The sequence below is a fragment of the Cupriavidus sp. NPDC089707 genome, assembly GCF_044748965.1.
Taxonomy (GTDB): domain Bacteria; phylum Pseudomonadota; class Gammaproteobacteria; order Burkholderiales; family Burkholderiaceae; genus Cupriavidus.
Map to the genome: position 1 here is coordinate 114,409 of NZ_JBIVHB010000015.1, position 15,439 is coordinate 129,847.

A 15,439-nucleotide genomic window follows, 5' to 3' on the forward strand; every position below is an offset into this window, starting at 1 on the left:
AGGCATAGCGCCGGCGCGGCGCAAGACGGGTGCGGCCCGGGCGCCGCTTTGCTAAAGTCCCACGCATCCGGGCACGCAAGGGCGAGCATGCAAGTCACCTCCACCGTGGCAAACGGCGAACGGCGCGCCATCCGCCGGGCACTGGCCGACTGGCGCGCACGCGGCCGGCTGGCCGCCGAGGCGATCGCCGCCCCTTGGGCACGCACCGAGCCGGCCGCCGGCGACTGGCGCCGCTGGCTCGACCAGGCGCTGATGGCGCTGGGTACCGCGCTGCTGTGCGCCGGCGTGATCGTCTTCTTTGCGTTCAACTGGCAAGCACTACACAAGTTCTCCAAATTCGGCTTGCTCGCCGCCGCCATCACGGTGCTGGCTGCGTTCGCCTGGCTGCGACCCGCCGCCGGCGCCGCCGGCCGCGCCGCGCTCGGGGGCGCGCAGGTGCTGGCCGGCGTGCTGCTCGCCGTGATCGGCCAGACTTACCAGACCGGCGCCGATGCCTGGCAGCTGTTTGCGTTGTGGGCGCTGCTGGCGGTGCCGTGGGCGCTGGCGGCACGCGCGGCGCCGCACTGGTGGCTGGTGCTGGTGGTCGGCAACGTGGCGCTGCTGCGTTACTTCAGCATCCGTTTCGGCATGGAAGGCCTGTTCGCGCTGCTGTTTGACAGCCGCTACCTGCGCACCGCCACCCTGGCCTTGCTGGGGGCGGTGCTGCTGCAACTGGCGCTGTGGCACCTGCTGGCCGCCCGCGCGCCTGGGCTGGGCTTTCGGGGACAGACCGGCAGCCGCTTGCTGGCGGCGCTGGCGTGCGTGCAGGCCGGCTCGCTGGGACTGACCAGCCTGTTCGACAGCCGCTTCGATGCGGCGTCTTTCGTGATTGCGGCGGCCGTGCTGGCAGGGCTGGCGTGGTGGTACCGGCAACGCGCCTTCGATATCGTCGTGCTGAGCCTGACCTGCCTGACTGGCATCGTGCTGGTAGTGGCCGGCCTCGGCAAGCTGTTGTTCGAGGGCAAGGGCGACTTCGGCGCATTCCTGCTGCTCGGGCTCGTCACCATCGGCCTGGCCGCCGGCGCGGCGGCGTGGCTGATGCGCGCCTATCGGGCTCAACTGCGGGCTCAACTGCGCGCCCAACTGGAGCAGGCATGAGCACCACCTTGCAGACCGAACAACGGCTCTGGCTGGAGCTGGCCGCGCGCGGCGCGGTGCAGGGCGAATGCCCGGAGCACAACCATGCGCCGTGGGCGGTGCGATGCCTGATGGGAGCGGCCGGCTGGCTTGGCGCCTTGTTTTTCCAGATGTTCCTGGTCGGGACGGTGTTCGTGGCAGCGCGTGAGAACGGCGTTGCCATGGCAGTGACCGGACTGGCCATGATCGCGCTGGCAGCGTTGCTGTACTGGCGTGGCGGCGGGATCGCGGCGAGCCAGTTCGCGCTGGCGGTCAGCCTGTGCGGGCAGGGGATGGTGGTGTATGGATTGGTTGAGGCGCTGGGCTTTAAGCGCGTGACCGAGACCGCCGGATTCTGGGCCGGCATAGCACTGTTCGAAGGCGTGCTGGTGGTGCTGGTGCCCAACCGGCTGCATCGGCTGTTGTCCGGGCTTGGCGTGTGGATCGGGCTGGCGGGCGCGATGCATCTTGCCCTGCCGCATGGGTCCTCCCATGACTGGCTGGCGCTGACGTGGACGCTCGGCTGGCTGGCGCCGCTGGGCTGCGCGCTGGTGGCCGGCTTCACGCTGGCCGAAGCGCGCGTGTGCGCGGCGGGGCGGCATGCATTGCTGGAGCCGCTCGCCGATGCCACGCTGCTGGCCGCGCTCGCCATGGCGCTGGTGGTGACCGGGATGAGCCATCCGATGGCGTGGCTGTTCGATCCGGCGGCAGGCAGCCTGTCGGCCGCGCACTGGATCGGTGGCGCGCTTCTGACGCTGGTGCTGGCCGGCTTTGCCCTGGCGGAATGCCGCCGGCTGGCCACAGGCTCCGCGATGCAGGCGGCAGTGCTCGCCGGCACACTCGCCTTTGGCGCGCTGATGGCCGCGGCGCCTGCCGTCGTGGCCGGCGCGCTGGCGCTGGCGCTGGCCCTGCGCCGGGCTTCCATGGCCTGGATGGGCCTGGGCGTCGCCGCCATTGCCATCGGCTTTGTCTGGTACTACAGCGCGCTGCACTGGACCCTGCTGGCCAAGTCCGTCACGCTGGCCGCGGCGGGCGTGCTGTTGCTGGCCGGCCGTTACTGGCTGCTCCGCGGCCGCACCGGCAAGGAGTTCGCATGAAGCGCTGGATCGTGATCGCCTGGGCGCTGACCCTGGCGCTGGCCGCCGTGGGCATCGCCGGCAAGGAAACGCTGCTGGCACGCGGGGACACCGTCTTGCTGCGCCTCGCGCCGGTCGATCCGCGCTCGCTGATGCAGGGCGACTACATGACGCTGAACTTCGACATCGGCAACCAGATCCGCGCGGCGCAGGGGCCGGCGGAGCGCCCGCCGCGCGACGGCGTGGCCGTGATCCGGCGCGACGCGCGGGGCGTGGCCAGCTTCGTGCGGCTGCATGACGGCGGGCCGCTGGGCGTAGGCGAGCAGTTGCTGCGCTTCCAGGCGGCGCGGTCGCGCTGGGGCGGGGCGCAGGTGCAGGTGTCGACCGATGCGTATTTCTTCCAGGAAGGGCAGGGCGAGCGCTTTGCCCAGGCCATGTTTGGGGAGTTCCGCGTAGGGGCGGATGGCCAGGCGCTGCTGGTGGGGCTGCGGGGGAAGGGATTGGAAAAGCTGTGAAGTGGCAGGCGGCTCCGCCGCGCGCAGCAGAAAGCAAAAAAACCCGCGAGATCGCGGGCTTTTTTTGTCGGCGGGTCAGGTTTAGACGTTGAACAGGAAGTTCATCACATCCCCATCCTTCACCACGTATTCCTTGCCTTCCGCGCGCATCTTGCCCGCTTCCTTGGCGCCGTTCTCGCCCTTGAACGCAATGTAGTCGTCGTAGGCAATGGTCTGCGCACGGATAAAGCCGCGTTCGAAATCGGTATGGATCACGCCCGCCGCCTTGGGCGCGGTGTCGCCGACATGAATGGTCCAGGCGCGCACTTCCTTCACGCCGGCGGTGAAGTAGGTCTGCAGGCCGAGCAGCTTGAAGCCGGCGCGGATCACGCGGTCCAGGCCCGGTTCATCCATGCCCAGGTCGGCCAGGAACTCCGCCTTGTCTGCGTCTTCCAGGTCGGCGATCTCGGCTTCGATGGCGGCGCACACGGCGACCACCGGGGAATCGGTCTGCTTGGCGTACTCGCGCACCGCGTCCAGGTGCGGGTTGCTTTCAAAGCCGTCTTCACGCACGTTGGCGACATACATGGTCGGCTTGGCGGTGATCAGGCAGAACGGGCGGATGGCTTCCCATTCTTCGGGGGCCAGGTCGAGGGTGCGCACGGCCTTGGCCTGGTCGAGCACGGCTTGCGCCTTTTCCAGCACGGCGACCAGGCGCTGGGCTTCCTTGTCGCCGGCGCGGGCCGGCTTGACGTAGCGGGCCAGTGCCTTTTCCACGGTGGCAAGGTCGGCCAGCGCCAGCTCGGTGTTGATGACCTCGATGTCCGACAGCGGGTCGACCTTGCCCGCCACGTGGATCACGTTTTCGTCCTCGAAGCAGCGCACCACGTGGGTGATGGCATCGGTTTCGCGGATATTGGCCAGGAACTGGTTGCCCAGGCCTTCGCCCTTGGACGCGCCCGCCACCAGGCCGGCGATGTCGACGAACTCGACGGTGGCCGGCAGGATGCGCTCAGGCTTGACGATCTCGGCCAGGTTGCCGAGCCTCGAATCCGGCACTTCTACCACGCCCACGTTGGGCTCGATGGTGCAGAACGGGTAGTTTTCGGCGGCGATGCCGGCCTTGGTCAGGGCATTGAACAGCGTGGACTTGCCGACGTTGGGCAGGCCGACGATGCCGCATTTGAGGCTCATGGTCTTGTCTTAGAAATCAAGGGTTGCGGATGCAGTCCGGCGCCGGGCGGGCTGGCGAGGGGGCGCCTGGCGGGGCCAGTGGCGGGACTGCATCGGACGAGACAAACACGTCACATCGAGCACCGCTCGACGGCTGTACGGGGTCTGCCACGGAAAACGGCAATTGTAACCCTATCGGGCCTCCGGGTTGATGGGCGGGCGCCGCCCCCCCGGCATATATAGCCGTCACATAAAACAAGACGGCCAGGCAAGTATGCCTGGCCGTTGCGTGAGCGCCGCTTCCGCTCAATCGAGATCCACGACGTTCATGCGCCGTCCGTGAACTGGTCCCGCGTGTCCGTGGTCTTGGCGCCGTCCGTAAACGTGTCGCGCCTGTCGATTGCCCTTGCACCATCCAGGAACACATCCCGCCGGTCGATTGACCGTGCTCCATCCGAATACACATCGAACTTGGAGACCTTGGCACCGTCGGTATAAACGTCCCGCGGGCCAGTCGTGCCTCCGAATGCCGATCCCCCTACAACCGCGATGCTAGCCGCGGCAAGCCAAAGCGCTCTCTTCAACATTGTTCCACCTCCGTTCAGGTGGTTCGTCCCCGGTCAGAAACATTTCGTTTCAATATAGGCTGTGCGCTTCCGAACTCCGGGCCATGCACCGACTGTTTTGTTATTAGCGTAATGACCTGAAGAAATAATGAATGCCGCCATCCCGCGCGAAGGGCCCCGGAGTGACGTGGCTATAATCCAGCCATGACCCGATCCCACGCGTCCGCGCGCACCGCTGCGCGCAATTCCTCCGCTTTCCAGGTTGCCGTCGTCGGCGGCGGCATCGTCGGCAAGTCTTGCGCCTTGTTGCTGGCCCAGCAGGGCATGGACTTGGCGCTGGTTGCGCCGAAGCCGCCCCGCGGCGTCGGCCGCGTGCCGGCCGGGCCGGAAGGCTGGGACAGCCGTATCTATGCGTTCTCGGCCAGCTCGCAGGCGCTGCTCGAGCGGATGCGCGTATGGGAGGCGCTGGACCCGGCGCGCATCCAGCCGGTGCGCGACATGCGTGTCTTCGGCGACGTCAGTGCCGCCGAAACCTCGCCCAGCCTGGACGGCGACCTGCATTTCTCCGCCTACGCCGCCGCGGTGCCGCAGCTGGCGTGGATCATCGAATCCAGCCATGTCGAGCGCGCGCTCGACACCGCGCTCGGCTTCCAGCACCAGGTTAGCTGGCACGACGGCACCGCCAACGTGTGCGAGCGCGATCCGGAGGGCATTACCCTGACGCTGGACAACGGCACCAAGCTGCGCACGGCGCTGGCGATCGGCGCCGACGGCGCGCGCTCATGGCTGCGCCAGCAGTGTCATATCGGCGTCAGCACGCGCAAGTACCGCCAGCTTGGCGTGGTCGCCAACTTTGCCTGCGAGCGTCCGCACCACGAGACCGCCTGGCAGTGGTTCCTGGGCGCGCCGGAAAAGCTGATGGCTGACGAGGAGCCCGCCAACGGCGAGGTGCTGGCGATGCTGCCGCTGCCCGGCAACCATGTCTCCATGGTCTGGTCGGCAGACGAAGCGCACGCGCGCGACCTGCTCGCGCTGTCGCCCGAGGCGCTCGCCGCCACCGTGATGCAGGGCGCCGCCGGCGCGGTCGGCAGCCACTTCGGCAGGCTGCGCTGCGTGACGCCGGCGCAGGGCTTCCCGCTGGTGCTGCAGCGCGCCGACCAGTTCGTGCAGCCGCACGTTGCGCTGGTCGGCGACGCCGCCCACGTGGTGCACCCGCTGGCGGGGCAGGGCATGAACCTGGGCCTGCGCGACGTCGCGGAACTTGGCCGCGTGATGGCCGACAAAGAACCTTTCCGCAGCGAGGGCGACCTGCGCCTGCTGCGCCGCTACGAGCGCGCGCGCGCCACCGACCTGCTGTCGCTGACTGCGGCCACCGACGGGCTGCACCGGCTGTTCTCGCTGCCGGGCGGCGTGGCGCGGGTGGTGCGCAACACCGGCATGCGCGCGGTGGGCGGCCAGCCGCTGCTCAAGCGTTTCCTGATCGGGCGCGCGCTCGGCTGAGGCCACCGCGCCCCGAACGAACATCGAATATCCCCTGGAGTCCACATGTTTCCATTCCTGCGTCGCCACCCTATCCGCAGCGCCGCCGTCACCGCCATCGTCAGCGGGCTGGCCGCTGCCGGATTCGCCCTGCATGCCATGGCAGCGGGCGAACCCGGTACCGACCGCATCAAGGAGTCGCTGCAGAAGGTGCTGGGCGGCCGTGCCGAGGTGAAAAGCGTCAGCAAGACCCCGGTGCCCGGGCTGTTCGAGGCCAATGTCGGCGGGCAGGTGGTCTATACCGACAGCACCGGCCGCTACATCCTCAACGGCGAGTTGATCGACACCCGCACCGGCACCAACCTGACCGAGGAGCGGATGGCCGAGATCAACCGCATCAAGTGGTCGGACCTGCCGCTGGCGCGCGCAATCAAGTGGACCAAGGGCGATGGCAGCCGGCAGATCGCGGTGTTCTCCGACCCCAACTGCGGCTACTGCAAGCGCATCGAGCAGACCTTCCAGCAGATGGACAACATCACCGTGTACACCTTCCTGTACCCGGTGCTGTCGCCGGATTCGGAAACCAAGGCCAAGCAGGTCTGGTGCGCGTCCGACCGCACCAAGGCGTGGCGCGACTGGATGCTCAAGCATGTGGCGCTGACCGGCAACGGCAGTTGCCAGACGCCGCTGCAGGAAAACCTGGCGCTGGGCCAGAGCATGAATGTCACCGGCACGCCCGCAGTGTTCTTCATGGACGGCACCCGCATCCCGGGTGCGGCCGACGTGGCCACGCTGGAGCGCAAGCTCGCCAGCATCAAGAAGTAAGCGCGCGCCGGACCTGACCCGGCTCGATCGACGGCCGGACTTGTCCGGCCGTTCTGCTTTCCGCTTTCCCCGCATTCCCAAGCGATCGCCGCCAGGCGACAAGGAGACACCATGACGTTCCAGGCATTGCTGCTGACCCAGGCCGACGGCGCCACCCAGGCCAATCTCGCAACGTTGGACGAGGCGCAGTTGCCGCCCGAAGGCGACGTTCTCGTCGCCGTGGACTACTCCACCATCAACTTCAAGGACGGCCTGGCGATCACGGGCCGCTCGCCGGTGGTGCGCAAGTGGCCGATGGTGGCGGGCATCGACGGCGCCGGCACGGTGCTGGAATCTTCCAACCCGCGCTGGCAGGCCGGCGACAAGGTGGTGCTGAACGGCTACGGCGTGGGCGAGACCCACTGGGGCTGCCTGGCGCAGCGTGCTCGGCTGAAGGGCGACTGGCTGGTGCGCCTGCCCGATGCCTTCACCACGCGCCAGGCCATGGCGATCGGCACCGCCGGCTATACCGCGATGCTGTCGGTGCTGGCGCTGGAGCGCGGTGGCGTCAACGGCCCGGTGCAACCCGGCGACGGCGAGGTGCTGGTGACCGGTGCCTCCGGTGGCGTGGGCTCGGTCGCGATCGCGGTGCTGAGCAAGCTGGGCTACAAGGTGGTGGCGTCGACCGGCAAGACCAATGAAGCGGATTTCCTGAAGGCACTGGGTGCTTCCGATGTCATCGACCGCGCCGAACTGGGCGCGCCCGGCAAGCCGCTGCAGAAGGAACGCTGGGCCGCGGTGGTGGATTCGGTCGGATCGCACACGCTGGTCAATGCCTGCGCGCAGGTGCGCTACGGCGGCGTGGTGACGGCGTGCGGGCTGGCGCAGGGCATGGACTTCCCGGCATCGGTGGCGCCGTTCATCCTGCGCGGCGTGACGCTGCACGGCATCGACAGCGTGATGGCGGCCATGCCGCTGCGCGAGCGTGCATGGCAGCGGCTGGCGAGCGACCTGGAGCCGGATCGCCTGAACGCGATCACGCGCGAGATCGGGCTGGCCGAGGCGATCGACGCCGGCCGCAGGATCGTGGAAGGCGGCATGCGTGGCCGCGTGGTGGTCGACGTCAATCGCGCCTGAGCGGCGAGTGGCTGCTTCACAAGCGTCGGCGGGACCACCAGTGCGCCGACGTTACAATCCTGCCCATGACGCCGATCCGCTACGCCATCGCCCCGCTTGCGCCTGAGGCGCACCTGTTTGCCGTCACCGTCACGGTGAGCGAGCCCGATCCCGCCGGCCAGCGCTTCACGCTGCCCGCGTGGATCCCGGGCAGCTACATGATCCGCGACTTCGCCCGCCATATCGTGCGCATCCGCGCCGATGCGGGCGGCCGCGAAGTCCCGCTGACCAAGCTCGACAAGCAGAGCTGGCAGGCTGCGCCGGTGAGCCTGTCGGACGGTCCGCTGACACTCAGCTACGAAGTCTATGCCTGGGACCTGTCGGTGCGCGCCGCGCACCTGGATGCCACCCATGGTTTCTTCAACGGCAGCTCGGTGTTCCTGTGCGTCGAAGGCCAGGCCGAGCGGCCATGCACCGTCGATATTCACGCTCCCGAGGGCGAGGCTTACCGCGGCTGGCGTGTCGCCACCGCAATGCCGGAAGCACCGGGCCGCGACGGCGCGAAGCGCTACGGTTTCGGCCGCTACCAGGTCTCCGACTACGACGAACTGGTCGACCACCCGGTGGAGATGGGCAATTTCCAGCTCGCCAGCTTCCGCGCCTGCGGCGCGCAGCACGACGTGGTCTTCACCGGCCGCGTGCCCAACCTCGATATCGAGCGCGTTTGCCGCGATCTCAAGCGCATCTGCGAAACGCAGATCCGCCTGTTCGAACCCCGCAGCGCCGAGGCGCCGTTCCTGGACAGCAACCGCCGCTACGTCTTCATGACGATGGTCACCGCCGACGGCTACGGCGGCCTAGAGCACCGCGCCAGCACCGCGCTGATGTGCGCGCGCAACGACCTGCCGGTGCGCGGCATGAGCGACAACGGCGAGACCAGCGAGGGCTACCGCACCTTCCTGGGCCTGTGCAGCCACGAATATTTCCACACCTGGAACGTCAAGCGCATCAAGCCGGCCGCGTTCGTGCCGTACCGGCTGGCCGAGGAAACTTACACGCCGCTGCTGTGGCTGTTCGAGGGCTTCACCAGCTACTACGATGACCTGGTGCTGGTGCGCGCGGGCTGCGTGACCGAGACGCAGTATGTCGAGATGCTGGGCAAGACCTGGAACGGCGTGCTGCGCGGCAACGGCCGCACCAAGCAGAGCGTGGCCGAAAGCTCGTTCGACGCCTGGACCAAGTACTACCGCCAGGATGAGAACGCGCCCAACGCCATCGTCAGCTACTACACCAAGGGATCGCTGGTGGCGCTGGCGCTGGACCTGACCATCCGCGGCAAGTCGCGCGGACGGCGCTCGCTCGACGATGTCATGCGCGCGCTGTGGCGCCGCTACGGGCGTGGCTTCTATGCGCCCGGCACGATGCAGCGCGGCGTGACCGAGCCGGAGGTCTATGCGCTGTTCGACGAAGTGACCGGCCTGAAGCTGGGCGGCCTGCTGCGCTCGCTGACCGAGGGCACGGGCGAATTGCCGCTGGCGGCGCTGTTCAAGAACTTCGGCGTCAAGGCCGAAGCGCAGAAGCCGTCACGCACCGCGGCGCTGGGCATCAAGGTCAAGACCGACGACGGTTGGGTACGCGTCACGCAGGTGCTCGACGGCGGCGCGGCGCAGGCCGCGGGCCTGTCGGCCGGCGACCTGCTGGTGGCCATCGACGGCCTGCGCGTGGCGCCCGGCCAGATCGACAAACTGCTGGGGCGCTACCGCACCGGTGACCGCATCGATCTGCACGCCTTCCGCCGCGACGAGCTGCAGGTGCTGCCGGTCACGCTGGCGCGCGAGCCCGCGGCGCAGTTCAAGGTCAAGCTGGCGGACGGCCGGCATGCGGCGCGCTCGCGCTGGCTGGGCCAATAACGTAGCGCTGCAATCCCCACTACCTGGCCCCCGCCGCTTCGCCGCATGCAATACGCGCACGACCCCCGCACCTTCCTGTATTCGCACTACGTGTACCGGGGGCTGCGCTCGGCCACCGGGGTGATCGGCGCCACGCTGATCGCGCTGCAGTTCTCCGACCTGCCCACCGCGATGGTGGTGTCGATGGGCGCGCTGTGCACCAGCCTGATGGACCTGCCCAGCCCGCTGAGCCACAAGTTCAACGAGATGCTGGCGAGCGTGCTGCTGTGCAGCGCGGTGACGCTGGTGGTGGCGCTGACCACGCCGTTCCCGCGCGTGATGCCGTTCGTGCTGGTGCTGGTGACGTTCCTCGCCGCCATGATGACGGTGTACGGCAACAAGACCTTGCCGCTGCAATTCGCGGCGCTGTTCGTGATGACGCTCACGATCAACGAGGACTTCGTGGTCGAGCGCGCGCTGGTGCATTCGGCGCAGTTCAGCGCCGGCGCGGTGGCCTACCTCGGCTACGCGATGCTGGTCAGCTGGCTGACCGAGCGCCGCACCAGGCAGCAGGTGCTCGCCGAGTCGCTGTACGAGCTGGCCGGCTACCTCGAGATCAAGGCCGGCTTCTACGATGCAGGCAACGACTACGACGCCCAGTTCAACCAGCTGGTGCGCCAGCAGATCGTGGTGGCCGAGCGCCAGCAGGCCGCGCGCGACCTGGTGCTGCGGGGCAACCGCACGCCGCATGACGGGCTGCTGGTGCAAGTGCACCTGCGCATGCTCGACCTGTACGAGTACGTGCTGTCCACCAACACCGACTATCCGCTGCTGCGCCAGACCTTCGGCGGCACGCCGGTGCTGGACCACCTGCGCGGGCTGGTGGTGCTGATGTGCAAGGACGTGGAAGAGATCGCCTACGAGGTCACGCGCGGGCGCGGCTCTTACGCGACGGTGGAATACCGCGAAGGCCTGCGCGCGGTCGAAGCCGAGATCGCGCAGCTGCGCCACCACCACATCAAGCCCGCGGCGATGACCGCGCTGGCCGAGACGCTGGACATGATCCGCGGCGCGATCACGCTGATCGGTCAGTTGCACGAGGCCTCGCGCACGCCGGTGGAACCGGCCAAGGTGCTGCCGGGCAGCGACATGACGCCATTCCTGACGCGACAGAAGTACGAGCTGGGCGTGCTGCGCGACAACCTGCACTGGCACTCGCCGGCGTTCCGATTTGCGCTGCGCATGTCGATGGCGGTGGCGCTGGGGCTGTGGATCACCAACCACCTGCCGTACGTCTCGCACAGCTACTGGATCCTGCTGACCATCATCGTCATCCTGAAGCCCAACTACAGCATGACCAAGCAGCGCTACAACGACCGCGTGATCGGCACGCTGATCGGCTGCGTGGTCGCTGTGGGGATCCTGAAAGTGGTGGACGAGCCGCTGGTGCTGCTGGGCGTGCTGTTCCTGTCGCTGGTGGCCAGCGCCGCATTCGTGACCATCAAATACCGCTATACCGCGATCGCGGCCTGCATCCAGGTGCTTATCCAGATCAACCTGCTGATGCCGGGCAGCCCGACGGTGGCGGGAGAGCGCCTTGTCGATACGGTGATCGGCGGCATCATCGCCTCGCTGTTCAGCTTCGTGCTGCCGAGCTGGGAATACCGCGCCATCCCCAAGCTGGTGGAAAACGTGCTGCAGGCCAACCGCCGCTATATCGCCGCCACGCGCGACCTGCTGCTGCGCCGGGCCAAGGATGACTTTGCCTACCGCGTGCAGCGCAAGCAGTTCATGGACAACCTGTCGGCGCTGATTTCTTCGTTCCAGCGCATGCTGGACGAGCCCAAGAGCCGGCATCGCGCGGTCGATAACCTGAACCGCTTTATCGTGCAGAACTACCTGGTGGCGGCGCACGTGGCGGCGGCGCGGATCCAGGTGCGCCAGCACTATGATGAGCTGGATATTCCCGCTGCCGAGGCGGCCATCGAGCAGGCTACCGACGCGGCTCGCAACAGCCTGCAGCTGGCCAGCGAGCGGCTGCATGCCGACGAGCGTGGCGGTGGGCGGGGGGCGGGCTTTATCCGCCGCGAGCGCGCGCCGGTGGTGGCCGAAGCGCAGGCTCCGCTGGCGGTAGCAGCGGGGCCGGTGGGGGCCGATGCCGTGGATGCTGCCGAAGCCGCGGAGGATGCGGCAGCCGAGCGGCGCGCGCGCCTGGCGGACTCGGCGGACAAGCGCCGCACCGACACGCTGGTGCAAGCCGCCGCTGCGGGCGAGTCGAGCGAACATGCCGGGCCGACTTCCAGTTCCACCGGCCGTCCCGCCAATGCGGTGCTGGAGCGCCGGCTGCGCGCGCTGCGCGAGGACGCGGCGAAGATCGCGCTGCGTACGGGAGCGATCGGCCGCGCGATGCGGGCGCGGTCTTAGCAGGGCGATCCCGAACTGGTGGTTTTCTCCCCTCTCCCGCTTGCGGGAGAGGGGAGCAAGACCGCGTGGCGTCAAACGCCGTGCCCCGCCGGCATCTCATCCTCCGGCAACGTCAGCATCCCGCTGTTATAGCTGTACTCGAAGATCTCCCCATACCGCCCCCATCCGATCGCCACGCTCAGCACGCGCTCGGCTTCGGCCGGCTTCAGGAACTGCTCCAGCTCGTTCAGCACCTGTTCCTCGCCGATCTCGCCTGCTTCGCTCGCCATCAGCTCACGCCGGATATGCGCGGCCAGCGCGACGTTGGCGAGCAATTGCCGGCCGAAGATCGCCTTGCGCTGCTGCGGCTCGGCGGCATAGTACGCGCGGCCCGCTTCGGTGGCGGTGATGTCGCCGGCCTCGATCGACACCAGCCGGACCAGTTGCAACGCCTCGCATGCGGGCAGCAGGTCATCGTCGGTCAAACCGGCTTCGTCGGCCAGGTGAGGCAGGTCGGCGCGGCAGTGGAAGGGCGCTTCGCACAGCAGGTCCAGGATGGCTTCCATCTGGCTGATATCGGCGTCCGGCAGCCGGTAGCCGATCTGGCGCGCGGGAGCCTGCGCGGGCAGTCGCGCCTCGGCAACTGGTGCGGTCATCAGCGCGTAGATCTCATCGACCAGCGCGCGCACCTGCGCGCTGTCGCGCACCGTCAGCCACGGGAACAGCGCGAACGACTGGAACACCATGGCGATGCCTTCGGCGGTGCCCGCGAGGCGCTTGCCGCGGAAATGCACCTCGCCCCGGTCGGCGCCGACCAGTCCGGCCATGATGCGCAGCAGCGTCGACCTGAGCCGGACTTGCCCAGCATCGCGACGATCTCGCCCTCGCGCAGCGTCAGGTCGACGCCTTCGAGCACGGCGCGGTCGCTCTGGCTGGCAGTGCGGAAGATCTTGCCGACGCCGCGCAGCTCGATCACGGCGGGTGCGGTGGTGGTCTGGTTGAGGTGTTCGGCCATAGTGCTTACAGGCGGGTGCGCTCTTGCGCGAGTTGGTACAGGCGGTTCCACAGCAGCCGGTTGAAGCCGACCACGAACAACGCCATCACGCCGATGCCCAGCGCGATGCGAGGGAAGTCGCCGCGCGCGGTGGTCTCGGCGATATAGCTGCCGAGCCCGGTAGCGACGATGGTGCGGTCGCCCCAGGTCACGTACTCGGACACGATGCTGGCGTTCCACGAACCGCCGGCGGCGGTGACCAGGCCGGTCAGCAGGCTCGGGAATACCGCCGGAATCAGGAAGCGCTTCCACAGCAGCCAGCCGCGCAGCCCGAAATTGCGTGCCGCCAGCTTCAGCTCGGTGGGGATGCCTGAAGCGCCCGCCACCACGTTGAACAGGATGTACCACTGCGTGCCGAAGATCAGCAGCGGGCTCAGCCAGATCTCGGGGTTCAGCCCGAAGCGGGCGATCAGCATCACAGCCAGTGGAAACATCAGGTTGGCCGGGAACGCGGCCAGGAACTGCGCCACCGGCTGCGCGACACGCGCCAGCTCGGGGTTCAGGCCGATGCGGATGCCGATCGGCACCCACACCAGCGCGGCCAGCGCGATCAGCACCACCACGCGCACCATGGTGATGGTGCCGAGCCACAGCACGTGGCCGACTTCGGCCCAGCCGACCTCGCTGTGGACGAAATGGCCGACACGCACCAGCGCCGCCAGCGCCACCAGCACAATCACCGCGTCACGCACGCGGCCAAGCCACTGCGCGCGGCGCGGATCGGCAGGCGTCGCGACGGCATGCGAGCGCCCCCTCGCGCCCCACGCCAGCGTGCGCAAGGCCACCGCCGCGGCCTGCGCCAGTAGCGCGCCAACCCACGCGGAGCGCCGCAGCAGGTCAAGCAGCCACGACTGCGGCAGCTTGTCCTGCGCCAGCGTCTCGAAGCGGAAGCGGTCGGCCCATGCCACCAGCGGGCGGAACAGCAGCTGGTCGTACAGCAGGATGCCGACCAGCATGGCCAGGATCGCCCAGCCGATCGCGGCCAGGTCCTGCTGCTGGATCGCCAGCGCAATGTAGGAGCCGATGCCCGGCAGGCGGATGTCATGTCCCGACACCGAGATCGCCTCGGACGCGACCACGAAGAACCAGCCGCCCGACATCGACATCATCATGTTCCACAGCAGTCCCGGCATCGCGAACGGCACTTCCAGCCGCCAGAAGCGCTGCCATGCCGAGAGCCGGAACATGGCCGCGGCCTCGAGCAGGTCGCCCGGGATGGTGCGGAACGACTGGTACAGGCTGAACGCCATGTTCCATGCCTGGGAGGTGAAGATGGCGAAAATCGCCGCGCATTCCACGCCGGCGATATTGCCGGGGAACAGCGCGATAAAGCCCGTCACCGTGATCGACAGGAAGCCCAGCACCGGATCGACTGCAGGATATCCAGCGCCGGCACCAGCACCTTCTCGGCGGTGCGGCTCTTGGACGCCAGCGCCGCGAACGCCAGCGAGAACAACAGCGACGCCGCCAGTGCCGCCAGCATGCGGATGCTGGTGCGCATCAGGTAGTAGGGCAGGTAGGCCACGTCCAGGTGCACCGCCAGCTGCTGGCCGGGGTGGAACGGGGCATTCATCTGCTGCGCGGCGAACGCGACCATCACGATCACGGCCAGGATGATCGGCAGCAGTGCCAGGTCAAAGCGGTTGGGCGGCGCGCGCAGCAGCTGGCTGTCGAAGCCAGGGGCGGGCTGGTCCGCGCGGCGGTTGGCGGGTGGCATCATGGCGCTTCTCGGGCTGTGTCGAGCTGTGTCGAACTGGAAGGGCGAAGGCTTGTGGCCTGCCCCTGGTTCGCGGCCCCCGCGGACAATGGCAAAGCCCGCATGCCGCCGGCTCCACGCCAATCACGCCGGGCGGCGCGCATCCCTTTGTAACGCCCGGCATGGCGGTCTAGTTTACTTGGAGTCGATGACACATCGCGCACGCCTCGCGTGCGCGCACGGGGAAACCACCATGAAGAAGGCAACCTGGCGCCTGGTCGCGCATGGGCGCGTGCAAGGCGTGGGATATCGCGCCGCCTGCGCAGACGCTGCGGACGAACTCGGGCTGGGCGGCTGGGTGCGCAACCGGGTCGACGGCACCGTCGAGGTGATGGCGCATGGCACGGTCAAGCAGCTGGAAGCGCTGCAAGCGTGGATGGAAACGGGCCCGCCGGCGGCGCAAGTGACGTTTGTCGACGTCGGGCCCGGGGAAGGGGAGTTCGCCGGCTTCGAGTTCCGGCCAACAATTTAGTG

The 15,439-nt window shown here is 68.3% G+C and carries 10 protein-coding genes and 2 pseudogenes; 9 read left to right on the forward strand and 3 right to left on the reverse strand.

The window, feature by feature from the left end; translation table 11 throughout:
* The first annotated feature begins 87 nt into the window (after window positions 1-87).
* Genes ACIP1U_RS22485 through ACIP1U_RS22495 form a run of 3 tightly spaced genes read left to right on the forward strand, consistent with a single transcriptional unit; the run spans window position 88 to window position 2,746 of the window.
* The gene (locus tag ACIP1U_RS22485; protein WP_400319521.1) at window positions 88-1,137 is read left to right on the forward strand and encodes a DUF2157 domain-containing protein; all 1,050 of its coding nucleotides are present in this window, start codon (window positions 88-90) and stop codon (window positions 1,135-1,137) included.
* Complete coding sequence (locus ACIP1U_RS22490) at window positions 1,134-2,252, forward strand: DUF4401 domain-containing protein (RefSeq protein WP_400319524.1); 1,119 nt, start codon at window positions 1,134-1,136, stop codon at window positions 2,250-2,252. Before ACIP1U_RS22485 ends, ACIP1U_RS22490 begins: the two co-directional genes overlap by 4 nt.
* Complete coding sequence (locus ACIP1U_RS22495) at window positions 2,249-2,746, forward strand: GDYXXLXY domain-containing protein (RefSeq protein WP_400319526.1); 498 nt, start codon at window positions 2,249-2,251, stop codon at window positions 2,744-2,746. The genes ACIP1U_RS22490 and ACIP1U_RS22495 overlap by 4 nt, the downstream gene beginning before the upstream one ends.
* Before the next feature lie 81 nt (window positions 2,747-2,827).
* Here the strand turns inward: ACIP1U_RS22495 and ychF are convergent, their stop codons facing one another.
* Complete coding sequence (gene ychF, locus ACIP1U_RS22500) at window positions 2,828-3,919, reverse strand: redox-regulated ATPase YchF (protein ID WP_400319528.1); 1,092 nt, start codon at window positions 3,917-3,919, stop codon at window positions 2,828-2,830.
* 749 nt (window positions 3,920-4,668) lie between these two features.
* On the opposite strand from ychF, the gene ACIP1U_RS22505 reads away from it, so the two are divergent.
* The 5 genes from ACIP1U_RS22505 (at window position 4,669) to ACIP1U_RS22525 (ending at window position 12,176) form a co-directional block, all read left to right on the forward strand.
* Complete coding sequence (locus ACIP1U_RS22505; protein ID WP_400319531.1) at window positions 4,669-5,964, forward strand: UbiH/UbiF family hydroxylase; 1,296 nt, start codon at window positions 4,669-4,671, stop codon at window positions 5,962-5,964.
* A 45-nt stretch (window positions 5,965-6,009) separates the two neighbouring features.
* Entirely contained in the window at window positions 6,010-6,768 is a 759-nt protein-coding gene (locus ACIP1U_RS22510; protein WP_400319534.1) for a DsbC family protein, read from the forward strand.
* Window positions 6,769-6,879: 111 nt separating this feature from the next.
* Window positions 6,880-7,884, forward strand: coding sequence for an MDR family oxidoreductase (locus ACIP1U_RS22515; RefSeq protein WP_400319537.1), 1,005 nt, complete (start codon window positions 6,880-6,882; stop codon window positions 7,882-7,884).
* Window positions 7,885-7,949: 65 nt separating this feature from the next.
* Window positions 7,950-9,773 carry a M61 family metallopeptidase gene (locus tag ACIP1U_RS22520; RefSeq protein WP_400319540.1) on the forward strand — a complete coding sequence of 608 codons (1,824 nt, stop codon included), beginning with the start codon at window positions 7,950-7,952 and terminating at the stop codon, window positions 9,771-9,773.
* A 45-nt stretch (window positions 9,774-9,818) separates the two neighbouring features.
* Window positions 9,819-12,176 (forward strand): FUSC family membrane protein, encoded by a 2,358-nt coding sequence (locus ACIP1U_RS22525; protein ID WP_400319542.1) that lies wholly within the window; start codon window positions 9,819-9,821, stop codon window positions 12,174-12,176.
* A gap of 71 nt (window positions 12,177-12,247) precedes the next feature.
* On the opposite strand, the pseudogene ACIP1U_RS22530 reads toward ACIP1U_RS22525, so the two are convergent.
* A pseudogene (locus ACIP1U_RS22530) lies at window positions 12,248-13,170 on the reverse strand (AAA-associated domain-containing protein).
* A 5-nt stretch (window positions 13,171-13,175) separates the two neighbouring features.
* Window positions 13,176-14,929, reverse strand: a pseudogene (locus tag ACIP1U_RS22535) (ABC transporter permease).
* 229 nt (window positions 14,930-15,158) lie between these two features.
* Here ACIP1U_RS22535 and ACIP1U_RS22540 point away from each other — a divergent pair.
* Complete coding sequence (locus tag ACIP1U_RS22540) at window positions 15,159-15,437, forward strand: acylphosphatase (RefSeq protein WP_400319544.1); 279 nt, start codon at window positions 15,159-15,161, stop codon at window positions 15,435-15,437.
* The last annotated feature ends 2 nt before the right edge of the window (window positions 15,438-15,439 follow it).

What these genes read in the sequence shown, in the direction of transcription:
- ACIP1U_RS22510 (WP_400319534.1), top strand. Translation starts at nt 6,010, where the DNA reads ATGTTTCCATTCCTGCGTCGCCACCCTATCCGCAGCGCCGCCGTCACC.
- ACIP1U_RS22485 (WP_400319521.1), top strand. Translation starts at nt 88, where the DNA reads ATGCAAGTCACCTCCACCGTGGCAAACGGCGAACGGCGCGCCATCCGC.
- ACIP1U_RS22520 (WP_400319540.1), top strand. Translation starts at nt 7,950, where the DNA reads ATGACGCCGATCCGCTACGCCATCGCCCCGCTTGCGCCTGAGGCGCAC.
- ACIP1U_RS22495 (WP_400319526.1), top strand. Translation starts at nt 2,249, where the DNA reads ATGAAGCGCTGGATCGTGATCGCCTGGGCGCTGACCCTGGCGCTGGCC.
- ACIP1U_RS22515 (WP_400319537.1), top strand. Translation starts at nt 6,880, where the DNA reads ATGACGTTCCAGGCATTGCTGCTGACCCAGGCCGACGGCGCCACCCAG.
- ACIP1U_RS22490 (WP_400319524.1), top strand. Translation starts at nt 1,134, where the DNA reads ATGAGCACCACCTTGCAGACCGAACAACGGCTCTGGCTGGAGCTGGCC.
- ACIP1U_RS22525 (WP_400319542.1), top strand. Translation starts at nt 9,819, where the DNA reads ATGCAATACGCGCACGACCCCCGCACCTTCCTGTATTCGCACTACGTG.
- ychF (WP_400319528.1), bottom strand. Translation starts at nt 3,919, where the DNA reads ATGAGCCTCAAATGCGGCATCGTCGGCCTGCCCAACGTCGGCAAGTCC.
- ACIP1U_RS22540 (WP_400319544.1), top strand. Translation starts at nt 15,159, where the DNA reads ATGAAGAAGGCAACCTGGCGCCTGGTCGCGCATGGGCGCGTGCAAGGC.
- ACIP1U_RS22505 (WP_400319531.1), top strand. Translation starts at nt 4,669, where the DNA reads ATGACCCGATCCCACGCGTCCGCGCGCACCGCTGCGCGCAATTCCTCC.